13 protein-coding genes, 1 tRNA gene and 1 pseudogene are annotated in these 12588 nt (G+C 34.9%); 10 read left to right on the top strand and 5 right to left on the bottom strand.

The genetic code is table 11. The features are described from left to right. Window positions 1-173: 173 nt before the first annotated feature. Window positions 174-1616, top strand: coding sequence for a cardiolipin synthase (cls, locus tag ACYQ1E_RS11245; RefSeq protein WP_459879282.1), 1443 nt, complete (start codon window positions 174-176; stop codon window positions 1614-1616). 2 nt (window positions 1617-1618) lie between these two features. On the opposite strand, the gene ACYQ1E_RS11240 is transcribed toward cls, so the two are convergent. The 4 genes and pseudogenes from ACYQ1E_RS11240 to ACYQ1E_RS11225 form a co-directional block, all read right to left on the bottom strand. After that, entirely contained in the window at window positions 1619-2806 is a 1188-nt protein-coding gene (locus tag ACYQ1E_RS11240; RefSeq protein ID WP_459879280.1) for a vWA domain-containing protein, read from the bottom strand. Window positions 2807-2809: 3 nt separating this feature from the next. Then, window positions 2810-3661 (bottom strand): AAA family ATPase, encoded by an 852-nt coding sequence (locus tag ACYQ1E_RS11235; RefSeq protein ID WP_459879278.1) that lies wholly within the window; start codon window positions 3659-3661, stop codon window positions 2810-2812. A gap of 25 nt (window positions 3662-3686) precedes the next feature. Then, on the bottom strand, window positions 3687-3866 hold the full coding sequence (locus ACYQ1E_RS11230; RefSeq protein WP_459879276.1) for a hypothetical protein: 180 nt from the start codon (window positions 3864-3866) through the stop codon (window positions 3687-3689). A 414-nt stretch (window positions 3867-4280) separates the two neighbouring features. Then, a pseudogene (locus tag ACYQ1E_RS11225) lies at window positions 4281-4355 on the bottom strand (helix-turn-helix domain-containing protein); the annotation flags it as partial. 189 nt (window positions 4356-4544) lie between these two features. Here ACYQ1E_RS11225 and ACYQ1E_RS11220 point away from each other — a divergent pair. The 8 genes from ACYQ1E_RS11220 to ACYQ1E_RS11185 all read left to right on the top strand — a co-directional run bounded on the left by ACYQ1E_RS11220 (window position 4545) and on the right by ACYQ1E_RS11185 (window position 10958). After that, a complete protein-coding gene (locus tag ACYQ1E_RS11220; protein WP_459879274.1) occupies window positions 4545-4754 on the top strand; it encodes a hypothetical protein in 210 nt (69 codons plus the stop codon). Between the two features lie 9 nt (window positions 4755-4763). Then, on the top strand, window positions 4764-5333 hold the full coding sequence (locus tag ACYQ1E_RS11215; RefSeq protein ID WP_459879272.1) for a class I SAM-dependent methyltransferase: 570 nt from the start codon (window positions 4764-4766) through the stop codon (window positions 5331-5333). 57 nt (window positions 5334-5390) lie between these two features. Beyond that, window positions 5391-5463: transfer RNA gene (locus ACYQ1E_RS11210), tRNA-Ile, on the top strand. Between the two features lie 162 nt (window positions 5464-5625). Further along, window positions 5626-6423: a Nif3-like dinuclear metal center hexameric protein gene (locus tag ACYQ1E_RS11205; protein ID WP_459879270.1), complete on the top strand. Its 798-nt coding sequence runs from the start codon at window positions 5626-5628 to the stop codon at window positions 6421-6423. A 3-nt stretch (window positions 6424-6426) separates the two neighbouring features. Beyond that, entirely contained in the window at window positions 6427-7152 is a 726-nt protein-coding gene (locus tag ACYQ1E_RS11200; protein WP_459879268.1) for a zinc ribbon domain-containing protein, read from the top strand. A gap of 11 nt (window positions 7153-7163) precedes the next feature. After that, complete coding sequence (gene ispD, locus ACYQ1E_RS11195) at window positions 7164-8342, top strand: 2-C-methyl-D-erythritol 4-phosphate cytidylyltransferase (protein WP_459879266.1); 1179 nt, start codon at window positions 7164-7166, stop codon at window positions 8340-8342. A 14-nt stretch (window positions 8343-8356) separates the two neighbouring features. Next, window positions 8357-9814, top strand: a complete 1458-nt coding sequence (gene cysS / locus ACYQ1E_RS11190; RefSeq protein WP_459879264.1) for a cysteine--tRNA ligase — start codon at window positions 8357-8359, stop codon at window positions 9812-9814. Window positions 9815-9818: 4 nt separating this feature from the next. After that, entirely contained in the window at window positions 9819-10958 is a 1140-nt protein-coding gene (locus ACYQ1E_RS11185) for a pyridoxal phosphate-dependent aminotransferase (RefSeq protein ID WP_459879262.1), read from the top strand. Window positions 10959-10968: 10 nt separating this feature from the next. On the opposite strand, the gene ACYQ1E_RS11180 is transcribed toward ACYQ1E_RS11185, so the two are convergent. Continuing rightward, window positions 10969-11709 (bottom strand): DUF6125 family protein, encoded by a 741-nt coding sequence (locus tag ACYQ1E_RS11180; protein ID WP_459879260.1) that lies wholly within the window; start codon window positions 11707-11709, stop codon window positions 10969-10971. Between the two features lie 112 nt (window positions 11710-11821). On the opposite strand from ACYQ1E_RS11180, the gene aroL reads away from it, so the two are divergent. After that, window positions 11822-12442 carry a shikimate kinase AroL gene (aroL, locus tag ACYQ1E_RS11175; protein ID WP_459879258.1) on the top strand — a complete coding sequence of 207 codons (621 nt, stop codon included), beginning with the start codon at window positions 11822-11824 and terminating at the stop codon, window positions 12440-12442. The last annotated feature ends 146 nt before the right edge of the window (window positions 12443-12588 follow it).

Below are 12588 nucleotides of genomic sequence, written 5' to 3'. Positions count from 1 at the left end.
TTTTGAATCTGAAAGAAGGAGATAAAACATCTAAAATGATCTAATTTGTCCCTCACCGAGAATCGCTGAAATTAGCTGGTTTTTCTTGACACAACGAAAAAGTCTTACTAAGTTTTTGAATATTCAATAAAAATTGACCAGAAAAACACTTACATGTAACCCACATACTTAATATGGACGTTGTTACCTATTTTATTGCCTTAATTATTTTTTTATTTCAAGTCGCAAGTGCCCTTCATGCACTTTTTTATAAAAAAGATCCAAGGGAGGCTTGGGTATGGATAATTGTATGTTTAATGCTGCCTCCTATTGGACCAATTCTATATTTTTTGTTTGGGATAAATAGGGTCAAGTTAAAGGCAAAAAAAATAAGGTGGTTTTGGCCTGATGTAATTAATAATGACTTGGTTCTAATCAATAACAAGGACAAATTCCTCAATTCTTCTTATAGATTTTTTGTAATGCCTTCTGATTTTCATCAAATTGCAAAGATTTCTGATTCAATATCAAAATTTCCCCTTGTCTCTGATAATAATATTGAGATTTTACACAATGGAGATGATGCATATCCTTCTATGTTATATCAAATAAAACATGCTAAAGAATCTGTTTTTTTGCAAACCTATATATTTGAAAGAAGAAAAATTGGAAAGCAATTTGTAGAAGCACTAAAACAAGCTAAAGATAGAGGAGTGGATGTAAGGGTAATTGTTGATGGTATTGGAGAGTGGTATTCTTATCCAACCATTGGCCCCTATCTAAGAAAAAACAACATACCTTTCACTAGGTTTCTTCCTCCAAGAATATATCCTTTCTCTCCTCTAATAAATCTGAGAAATCACAGAAAAATACTGGTTGTTGACGGAAAAGTGGGTTTTACAGGAGGAATTAATATTAGAGACAAACACATAATCTCTCAATATAAAAAAAGAAATAAGATTCAAGATATTCATTTTAAAATAACGGGACCTATAGTGGGACAGCTTGAACAAATATTTATAAATGATTGGTTTTTTTGTACAGGTGAGAAAATAAAAAAACAAAGATTACCACCTGAACCTAAAGGCGAGGCTATTTGTAGATGCATAACTGTTGGCCCAGATGATGACTTAAATTCCTTAACCATCCTCCTGGTCGGTGCAATTTCACTGGCAAAAGAATATATTTACCTCATGAGTCCTTATTTTCTCCCTAATAGGGAAATAATCGGGGCACTCCAATCAGCAGCTTTGAGGGGAGTTGATGTAAAAATAATACTTCCTGAAAAAAACAACATTCCCTACGTTCATTGGGCCACAAGGAATATGCTCTGGGAACTGCTAATGTATGGGGTAAAAGTCTATTTCCAACCTCCACCTTTTTGTCATTCAAAGATATTTGTCCTGGATGGTTTTTATTCATTAATAGGATCTGCAAATTTAGATAACAGGAGCCTTCGACTTAATTTTGAATTGGTTGTTGAGTCATTTTGCAAAAAACTCGCAACAAAACTCACCTCTCATATTATTCAGACATTGGAAAAATCTAGAGAGGTTAGTCTCCATGAGCTGGATTCCCGTGCTTTTTTTGAAAAATTAAGGGATTCTATTTGCTGGTTATTTACCCCTTACCTATAGCCTCAACTGGACAAATACTTAACCATCTTCTCCAGTCCCCTTAAACTAAGCTCAAACATTGGAAATATTTCTTTAATGTGCAATATAGTCTGGGTATATTTCCACTGGTATTCCATCTTTGGATTTAACCATACGCTATATTTAAATGTCTTTCTGATAAATTTTAAGATCTCAATGCTAGGGATGCCTGACCTCTCACCAAAATAAATAGAGCCATCAGGAACTAAAAGCTCATAAGGCGCCATTGAGGCATCTCCAACTATTATGAATCTGGTATCTGGGTCTAATTTTACTAAATCCGTTACCTTATAAGGTCTCTCTATCCTTGGTGGATCCTCCCAAAGATAGTCGTAAATTGTATTGTGGAAATAAAAAACCTTCAAATCCTTAAACTGATTTTTTGCATAATCAAATAATACTTGAACCATCTCCACATAAGGATCCATAGACCAGCCGCCATTATCTATAGCAAGAACCACCTTGAGTTTGTCTTTTAAGGATCTCTCAAATACTAATTCAATTTCCCCTGCATTTTTAACTGTTTCTCTGATTGTCTCAGGGATATTTAGCTGGTCCTTTGGACCAACTGGCTGAAGGTTTTTGAGTTGCCTCAATGCCTCTCCTATTTGAGATGTGGTAAGTGGTCCTTCTCTGTTATAGTCTTTATATCGCCTCTCTAAGGCAACCTTAATTGCTGATTTGTTTCTTGATACACCACCAACTCTCATCCCACCAGGGTGAAATCCAGAGTGGCCAACAGGAGATGTACCACCTGTCCCTATCCAGCGATTGCCTCCGTGGTGCTCTTCTGTCTGTTCCCTGAGCCTATCCAAAAAATATTGCTCCAATTCCTTTGGAGTCATTTTTTTGAGCTGGTCTTCAGGAATCCCCAGTGCATCTGCAAGTAATTTTGGCTCTTTTAACCACTCTCTAAGCAACATCTTAATGGTATCAGAAAGTTCCACACCTTCTGTTTTTACAAATTCCTTACCCTCAAAATAGTGGGCAAAAAGTCTGTCATAGAGATCAAAATACCTTTCTGACTTTATCAATATGCTTCTTGCTGCTGTATAAAAATCAAATAAAGAGTTTATAATCCCAAGATATAGTGCCTTTTGGAGCCTTAAAAAGGCAGTTGGACTAACTGGAATCCCATTTTCCCTAAGCAAATAAAAAAAATCCACAAACATATCCTATGCCCTTATCCTTGCTATACTGTTTTTTGCTATTTCAAGGTCCCTGCTTTTTTTAAATAGCACCCCAAGGTAAGGTACATCCTTTTTTAACTTAGAGGGCTTAAAGTCAGGGTCTGTCATAAGGGCACGTATCCAATTAATAAGTTCCCTTGTTGCTGGCTTTTTCTCAATAGAAGGAAGTTCCCTCATTTTATAGAAACAGCTAATACAATTTTCAAGGAGTTTGTCTGATATATCTGGAAAATGAACCCTTATTATCTTTCTCATCATATCCTTTGAAGGAAAGGCAATATGATGGAAATTACACCTTCCTAAAAAGGGTTCAGAAAGGTCTTTTTTGGCATTAGAAGTAATTATTATAACTGGCCTGTGTTTTGCTCTTATTTTTTTGTCTATTTCAATTATATCAAATTCCATCTGGTCTAAAATATCTAGCATGTCGTCTTGAAAGTCTGAATCTGCCTTGTCTATTTCATCTATCAATAAAACCACCCGCTTATCACTTACAAAGGCCTGGCCGATCTTTCCCATTCTAATGTATTCCTCAATATTACTCACATCCCTTTTTGAATCTCCAAATCTACTATCATTTAAACGGGTCAAGGTATCATATTGATATAAGGCATCTATCAACTTCATTGATGATTTTACATTTAATACAATAAGGGGCATATTTAAGGCTTCAGCAATTGCATGGGCAAGCATGGTCTTACCTGTTCCTGGCTCACCCTTTAAAAGAAGGGGCATCTCAAGTGCCATTGAAACCCTTACAATTTTTGCCAATTCTTCATCTAATACATATTTTGAACTTTTTTCTAATCTGGTTTGCAAATATTCTTCTGAATACATGACTTATCACTCCTCTATTTATTTTTTAATGACTATAGACGGATATTTCCCTTTTGCCAAGTGGAAAAATAGACTCACAGCCCCCACACCCATATTTCTTTGCCATTGTAATTTCCCTTCTCTCAAATATCTTTTTATCCCATAATTTGACCTTGGTTTTGTCAAATATCACAAGGTGTCCTTCATCTGCACCACATCTGTTCATATACTCAGAGGTTTGAGATAAACCTTTGGCTATTGAAACCTCTCAACCCAGCTCTCGCTGTATTCCCTGAAAAATTCCTGAAATGCTCGCATAAATTTAACCATATCAAGGCCTCCATCTGGATTTACATACCACAAAGCATCATGTGTGAGGCTTACTTACAATTATTTCAAATATTTTATGAAGTATTTTCAATAAATTATATATTTTTTAAGCATCAACTAAAATCATTTGCATTCTTTTTTATTATAAATGACATATAAACATAACTGCATAAATATTTAAAGCTTTTAACACTGAAACCCATGCATTAAAGGGGGAATCTGAAATTATTGTTCAATATATTCCATTATTTTTTTGCCTTTTATCTTTTGGCCTGCATGGTGAAAATTTCCAATTAAATCCTTGGATGCCTTAAGCTATGTAACGTTTTATCCAATCTCTAACAGTGCGTGGATGGCGCTTAATGAGCTTAGCTATCTGAGGTACAGATTTCCCCTAGGCATTCAAAAGCACAATAAGCAAGCGCTTTTTCTGAATCTTTTGATGATGCCTGACGACGAAAATTTTCCAGTTCCTTTCGTTAATTATCTGATAATTGCACCCTGATCATATCTTCCCCCAAAGGATTTTTGAGCAGTATATTTATCTGCCTATTCTGGTGTTTGGAACACTGCCATGGACATATGTATTCAAAATTATTTGGAATATGTAATAATGCCAAATCATATTGATGGTATTTTATGGTTTAGAAAATATATGGGTGGTTACAACCATGTAGGGGCAATTCATGAATTGCCCCTACATTTTACAAATTCGCCAATAATTGATAATTTTTTCAGAAGTGTATGTGTTTTACCAGTGAACCCATTTTCTAATCAATTTTAATCTTGATATATGAATAAGAAAAAATTTGATCCAAAAAAATTAGAAGTCTTAAATAATCCCAGAAGGCTTAAGGATATTCCCCCAGGATTAATTGTAAATTTATTGCATCTAAAAAATGTTCAGACCATTGTAGATGTGGGTGCAGGCACAGGTTTTTTTACAGTGAAGTTTGCTGAAATCCTGAATGTACAAAAGGCTTATGCCTGTGATATATCCCCTGTAATGATTAAGTGGATAAAGGATAATCTGGTCCCCAAATATCCATACATTATTCCTGTCCTAAGTGGAGAAAAATCTATTCCCTTAAAAGATAAAAGTGTTGATTTATGTTTTATGATAGCACTACACCACGAGCTTGAAGACCCAATAGCTATTTTAAAAGAATGCAAAAGAATTTTAAGGGAGGGAGGAAAGATCTTTGTAGTTGATTGGAAAAAGAAAGAAATGAAGGAAGGTCCACCAATTAATAATAGATACACTCCAGATATAGTAAAAAATCAGATGGAACTAATTGGTTTTAAAAATATTTTTATATTTGAAGAACTTCCAAAATTCTTTTTAGTTGGGGGTGAGAATTAAAAAAATCCTTGACTTTTTTCAGGGAAAAAAATAAATAATGAATCTTGTCACCGCGATGGGCCTATAGCTCAGTTGGGAGAGCCACCGGCTCATAACCGGAAGGTCCCAGGTTCAAGTCCTGGTAGGCCCATCAAAAGATAAAAAATTGAGGAAATGAACAGTTTATCATAATTTTTTCAGCAATTTAAGGCTTCCTTAAAAAATTAAGGAAGCCTTTTTATTTTTGACCTAAAATATCTCGTGTTATTATATTGTTTTGTAAATTTTTACTCACTTAGTTTAGGATAATGACGTGGATGTAGATAATTTAATAGCCAAAATAGAATCAGTTGCCAATCCAGCTTATGCATCAGAATGGGATATATCTGGCCTGCATGTTATAGGGGAGAGAAAGGAGATTAAAAAACTGGCCCTATCTTTAGACCCCACCTATGAGATTGTGTTAAAAGCAGACAAATGGGGGGCTGATTTTATTTTAACTCACCATCCCCTTGTCTTATCCCCAAGGCTACCCAATCGAGACGATGAATTTACCAAAGTTTTGCGACAATTGTTAAAGAGGGGTATATGGCTCTATTGTGCCCATACTTCTTTGGATGTAAATTTAAAAGGTCCGGCTGGTTGGCTTGGGAGATATTTAGAATTAAAAAACATAAAACCTATTGAGCCCATCAAAGGGAATATGGACGAAGATTTGTTGGGTTTTGGACTTATAGGGGATCTTGAACAAGAGATCCCCTTTTCACATTTTATGGAAATGATAAATAGTGTATTACAGAGAAAAAATATCATTGTTACGGGAAAAGAGCCAGATAGAGTGAAGAGGATAGGCTATTGTACAGGCTCAGGTATGTCCCTTGGAAAAAAAGGTTTTTTACTTGGGGCTGATGTATATATCTCAGGCGATATAAAATATCACCTTGCTCAAGAAATTGAGAAATTGGGATATACTATTGATGTGGGGCATTTTATTTTAGAGGAAATTATGATGAAGACCTGGGCTGAGGATTTAAAAAAGGATTTAATGGCCCATGATATAGAGATAAAATTTTTCCCAGGAAGGGAGCCAATTTTTATCAAGGAGGTATAAAAATTGAGTTATATAAAACAAATAGAAAGTTTAGTTAATTTGCAGGACATAGATAAGGAGATGGGGGATTTAGAAAAGACCCTGGAAACTGCCCCAAAAGAAGTTGAGACACTAAAAGAAAGATTGGATATTCAAGAAAATCAGAGAAAACAAGTTGAAGAAAAACTCAAGATCTTAAAGGAACAGGATGAAAAGTTGACTAAAGAATTAGAAGAGGACCAAGCTAAGCTAAAAAAAAGTAAAAATAGGCTTATGCTGGTGGAAAATAGCAAAGAATACCATGCCATAATGAGAGAAATAGATACATTAGAGAAAAATAGCAGGTTAAAAGAAGAGGAAAAATTGACTCTTGAGGAAGAGCTAGATACCCAGCAACGACTTCTGGATGCCCTAAATGAAGAGATTTCAAAAATATCAGAGGAACTTCAACAAAAGGAAGATGCTTTAGATAAGATTATCAACAGGTGTGAGTCTCGTATAAAAGAGTTGAAAGAAAAGAGGGCTGAATTTGCCAAACAAATACCACCACCTATTTTGAGTAGATATGAATTTATAAGGGCAAGATTGAGCAGTCCTGTGATAGTTCCAGTTGAAGATTCTATCTGCACTGGATGTCATATAAGTATTCCTCCCCAGACATATATTGAATTACAAAAAGGTCTCCAGATCCTAAGTTGTCCCAATTGTCAGAGGCTAATTTACTGGAAAAATCACTTTGAAGTTGAATAAAATATACGTCAATGGAAATATGGGTTGTTATAGTTGCAGCAGGACAGGGTAGAAGATTAAAAAAATTTATATCCCAAAAAAAACAGTATTTATCTTTTAATAATAGACCACTTTTCTGGCATAGCATAACTCCACTATCTTATATTCCCTCTATAAAAGGTGTAGTATTTGTCTTTCCAAAAGAGGATATCCCCTATCTCACAGAATCTATCAAAAAGTATGCATTAGAAGACCATTTTCTTTTGGAATATAAAATCACCCACGGTGGTGAGAGAAGACAGGATTCTGTGTATCAGGGGCTTATGTCCTTGCCCCATGATTGTACACATGTTCTTATCCACGATGGTGCCAGACCTTTTTTAACCAGTGACCTTGTAAATAGAATAGTTTTTGAATTAAAAAATGGTGTTGATGCAGTAATTCCAGGCATTTTACTAAATGACACCATAAAATTAGTATCAGAGAGTGGTGTTACCACTCTTCCTAGAGAAAACCTCAGGGCAATTCAGACTCCTCAGGGGTTTACAAAACAGCTCATTGTTGCTGCCCATGAATATGCTAAAAAAAACAATATTACAGGGACAGATGATGCTTCCCTAGTCGAGGCCTTGGGGTGCGATGTCAAAATAATTGATGGAGAGCCCCAAAATATAAAAATAACAAATCCTCAAGACTTACAGTTTATTATGAAAAGAGAACAGGTTAGAAATTGTGTTGGTTTTGGATATGATGTGCATAAGTATGGGATTGGTAAGCCACTTAAACTTGCAGGCGTAAAAATTCCAAAGGCACCAGAGATTATAGCCCATTCGGATGGTGATGTGGTTGTCCATTCCCTGGTGGATGCAATACTTGGATGTCTTGCAAAGGGGGATATTGGAGATCTATTTCCTGATACAGATAATAGATTTAAAGACTTGAACAGCATGATATTTTTATCAGAAGTTATGGAAATTGCAAAAAAAGAGGGTTTTACAATAGAACACGTTGATGTAACCATAATATGTCAGGTGCCTAAAATCAGTCCATATAAGAGGGAGATGAAAAAGAATCTGGCGCATCTTTTATCAATTACCATGGACCAGATAAATATCTCTGCAACAACAGAAGAAGGTCTGGGATTTACTGGAGAAAAAAAAGGTATTAAGGTAAAGACCATAGTATTTGGAAAAAAGAGAATTAGTAAGTAAAAATAGGAGTTTTTATGTATCTTTACAACAGTATGACAAGAAAAAAAGAGAAATTTGTCCCTAGAGAACCTGGTAAAGTATATATGTATGTTTGTGGAATAACAGCTTATGACTATTGTCACATAGGACATGCAAGGGCTGCAGTTGTATTTGATGTGTTAGTTCGTTTTTTTAGATATCTGGGATATGATGTAGTATTTGTTAGAAATTTTACAGATATTGATGACAAGATTATAAAAAGGGCAAATGAGACCAATTTAACATGTGAGGAAGTGGCGGAAAAATTTATTAAGGCCTTTTATGAAGATATGGATAAATTGGATATCTTAAGGCCAACATATGAACCCAGGGCAACAGAACATATAAAAGAGATGCAGGATCTAATCAAAATTTTGATAGATAAAAAACATGCATATGTTACAGAGGATGGAGATGTCTATTTCAGGGTGAGGTCCTTTGATAGTTATGGAAAATTATCTGGCAGAGATATTGAAGAACTAAGGGCTGGTGCCAGGATTGAGGTGTCAGAAAATAAAGAAGATCCCCTGGATTTTGCATTATGGAAGGGTTCAAAACCTGGGGAGCCTTGGTGGGATAGCCCTTGGGGAAAGGGTAGGCCTGGGTGGCATATAGAGTGTTCAGCAATGAGTGAAAAATATCTGGGCCTTCCATTGGACATTCATGGAGGTGGACAGGACCTTATTTTCCCTCACCATGAAAATGAGCGTGCCCAGACTGTTGCTGCCAGAGATGTTGAATTTGTAAATTACTGGGTACACAATGGATTTGTGCAGGTAAAGGGAGAAAAGATGTCTAAGTCCCTGGGTAATTTTGTTACTTTACGGGATATTTTTGATAAATTTTTACCTGAAGTGCTCCGCTTTTTTCTCTTAACAAAACACTATAAAACCCCTTTGGATTTTTCTTTTGAAAATTTAGAAGAAGCTGAAAAAGGGCTAAAAAAGATCTATGAAGCAAAACTTGCTATACTTGATATGCTTGAAAAAAATCCATCTAAAGATACAAAGATTCCCGAGGAAATAGTAAAACAAGTAGATGAATTTGAACAAAAATGGAAAGGCGCTCTTGAAGATGATTTAAACACTGCTGAAACACTTGGATATGTGTTTAATGTAATTAAAATTGCAAATAGGCTGACCCAGGAAAAGGGTTTTAAAAAGTCCAGAAATAGTGTTTATGTGTTGAAAAAGCTATATGAAAAATTACAAGATGTAGGACAGGTGCTTGGTGTTTTTTATAAAGATCCAAAAGAATTTCTACAAAAATTAAAAGAACATAAGGCAAAGAGAAAAAATATAGACATATCACTAGTAGAAGAGCTCATAAAACAGAGGATTGAGGCAAGAAAAAATAAGGATTTTAAAAAGGCAGATGAGATAAGGGAAAAATTAACCGAGCTAGGTGTGATAGTTAAGGATACGCCAACAGGAACAAATTGGGATGTGGAGTAAGAAGATGGGACTTTGTAAAAAGATTCAAGAGATTAAGCCATTTATGGTGATGGAAGTGTTAGAGGCTGCCCAAAAGATGGAAGCAGAGGGCATTGACATTATCCATCTAGAGGTGGGTGAGCCAGATTTTGATACTCCATATTGTATCAGGGAAGCTGCAAAAAAGGCCATTGATGAAGGTAAGACTAAATATACCCATAGCCTGGGAATAAGGGAACTTAGAGAGGAGATCTGCAAGGATTATAAGAAAAATTATAATGTAGACATTGATCCAGATCAAATAATTGTTACCTCAGGTACTTCTCCTGCCATGCTACTTAGTTTTGGAGCACTCTTAGATAATGGAGATGAAGTCATAGTATCTGACCCTTCTTATGCATGTTATGATACCTTTATAAAATTTTCAGAGGGGATTCCAAAACATTTGAAGGTTTATGAAGATAATGGATTTCAATTCAATATAAAAGATATAAAAAACAACATTACAAAAAATACCAAGGCGATATTAATAAATTCTCCTGCAAATCCAACGGGCACTCTTCTCTCCAGAGAAAATATGGAAGAGATTGCTGATTTAGGACTTTATGTAGTATCAGACGAGATCTATCACGGTCTTACATATGAGGGAAAGGAACACACAATATTAGAATTTACTGACAAATCATTTGTATTAAATGGATTTTCAAAAAGATACGCAATGACAGGGTGGAGACTTGGATATTTAATTGCTCCCAAAAATTTTGTAAGGTCTATCCAGTCTTTGGCTCAAAATTTATTTATATGTGCATCTTCTATTGCTCAATATGCAGCTTTAGCTGCGCTTAAGTATGCAGAACAAGATGTATCAAAGATGAGAAGGATTTATGATGAGAGAAGAAGATATATGATAAAAAGATTAAGGGATATTGGTTTTAAAATAATGATTGAGCCAACAGGTGCCTTTTATGTGTTTGCCAATGCAAAAAAGTTTACAGATAATTCCTATAAATTTGCCTTTGATATTCTAAAAAATAGCCATGTTGGTGTAACTCCTGGAATTGATTTTGGACAAAATGGTGAAGGTTTTATTAGATTTTCATATGCCAACTCCCTGGAAAATATAAAAAAGGCAATGGATAGAATTGATAAATATTTAAATGGTTGATTTTAATAAGTTAAATAATGAACCTCCACGCACAGACCCATTCTTCTGGATGTTCATCTGGAGGGCAACCAATACATTCTGTCTTTATATTTGAATCTATGGTTTCAGCAAATCTTCTGTATTCCACTAATCCTGCTGATTTACAGGGATAGTCAGGTAGTCCTTTTCTTTTTCTTGCATCCTGTACCCGGCATCTCTTCATGTAAAATTCTAAGGTATTTTCATCAGGCCATTTTACCTCCTGGACATTTAAAAATGCATACATCCTAAATTTAAGTGCCCTTTCCAATCCCTTTAATCCTGGATGTTTATCCAATTTTAAAAATTTTTTTATAGACCAAGCCTCAAAAGGGGAGAACCAGCACCAACAAGAGTCATTACATCTTTTAGCATCATTCATATCCCTTTTTTGTTCTACACTCAAAAACCATAATCCATCATTTGCAATCCACATCTTGGATACAGTTTCCATGATATTATATAGATTTCCATCATCCATATTTAGCAAAAATTCAGGTAGAGAATCTTTAAATCGAATATTTAATTCCTTTTCAATCCTCCTACTATGTACCTTTTTCCCCTGGATCAAAACATCCTTTAATATTTCAATGGCCTTTTCAAATCCAAATTGATGCTCCACTTCCTTGAACCAGAATACATGGTGGAAAATAAACCTATGGATCATGTTTAAGACAAAATGTACCTTTTCTTCTTTTGTAAGGTTTAATTCCTGAAAATTAATAAGCGACATAACTAAGTCCTCCCATGGTTTACAAGTTAGGCCAAATACCTTAAGTAAATCCTTTGATGTGGGGGTATAGTCCTTTTTTTATTTCATTGCAACAAAATATGGAGATAAAAAAATGGGGGATTTTATAAAAAAAGAGTTTATTGTTGATGAGCCTGATTTAAAAACCCTATATAAAATTGGTGGAGCAAGACGGGGATGGAAATTTGATCCAAAATCACATAATATTTTTTTGATTGGACCAAGGGGTAGTGGTAAAACAACTTTGGGCAAGCTTGTGGCAAAAGAGCTTAATATGAACTTTATTGATACAGATGAGGAAATAATAAAGCACAGTGGAGTTGATATAGAAAACTATGTAAAGATGCATGGATGGGAAAAATTCAGGGATTTAGAAAGTGAAATCTTAAAAAAAGTGTGTTCTCATAAATCTATTGTATGTGCAACTGGTGGAGGAATAGTTTTAAGAGAGGAAAACAGAAATTTGATAAGGGAAAAGGGCTTTGTATTTTATTTGATGGGAGATGTTTTGACACTGGAAAAGAGGATCATGGCCGATGAAAAGAACAAAAACCGTCCCCCTTTAACAGATTTGTCCTTACGAGATGAACTGTTAGTTACCTTAAGGGAAAGAGAACCACTATATTTATCTATAGCCCATTTCATATTGAGGGCAGATAAGAATCTTAACGAGTTAAAAGAAGATGTATTTAAATTTTTGGGTGTGGAGGCTTAATAATATGCACCATAATTATACTCGGCTATTTGGTTTTGTAGTGAGTGATGAATTAATATTTATACAAAACTATTGACACAACCCTAGTTCCAAGGCTAAAGTATCAGCTCAAGTTAAGGGTATGGAAAATTTTCCAGGAAACATTT

It is taken from the genome of Desulfothermus naphthae (assembly GCF_054657475.1).
The sequence above is the reverse complement of the archived record's forward strand: the minus strand, read 5'-3'. Positions and strand labels throughout refer to the sequence as shown.

Excerpts from the sequence above, each read along its gene's own strand:
- cysS (WP_459879264.1), top strand. The coding sequence starts at position 8,357 with ATGTATCTTTACAACAGTATGACAAGAAAAAAAGAGAAATTTGTCCCT.
- cls (WP_459879282.1), top strand. The coding sequence starts at position 174 with ATGGACGTTGTTACCTATTTTATTGCCTTAATTATTTTTTTATTTCAA.
- aroL (WP_459879258.1), top strand. The coding sequence starts at position 11,822 with ATGGGGGATTTTATAAAAAAAGAGTTTATTGTTGATGAGCCTGATTTA.
- ACYQ1E_RS11230 (WP_459879276.1), bottom strand. The coding sequence starts at position 3,866 with ATGAACAGATGTGGTGCAGATGAAGGACACCTTGTGATATTTGACAAA.
- ACYQ1E_RS11180 (WP_459879260.1), bottom strand. The coding sequence starts at position 11,709 with ATGTCGCTTATTAATTTTCAGGAATTAAACCTTACAAAAGAAGAAAAG.
- ACYQ1E_RS11220 (WP_459879274.1), top strand. The coding sequence starts at position 4,545 with ATGGACATATGTATTCAAAATTATTTGGAATATGTAATAATGCCAAAT.
- ACYQ1E_RS11215 (WP_459879272.1), top strand. The coding sequence starts at position 4,764 with ATGAATAAGAAAAAATTTGATCCAAAAAAATTAGAAGTCTTAAATAAT.
- ACYQ1E_RS11185 (WP_459879262.1), top strand. The coding sequence starts at position 9,819 with ATGGGACTTTGTAAAAAGATTCAAGAGATTAAGCCATTTATGGTGATG.
- ACYQ1E_RS11240 (WP_459879280.1), bottom strand. The coding sequence starts at position 2,806 with ATGTTTGTGGATTTTTTTTATTTGCTTAGGGAAAATGGGATTCCAGTT.
- ACYQ1E_RS11235 (WP_459879278.1), bottom strand. The coding sequence starts at position 3,661 with ATGTATTCAGAAGAATATTTGCAAACCAGATTAGAAAAAAGTTCAAAA.
- ispD (WP_459879266.1), top strand. The coding sequence starts at position 7,164 with ATGGAAATATGGGTTGTTATAGTTGCAGCAGGACAGGGTAGAAGATTA.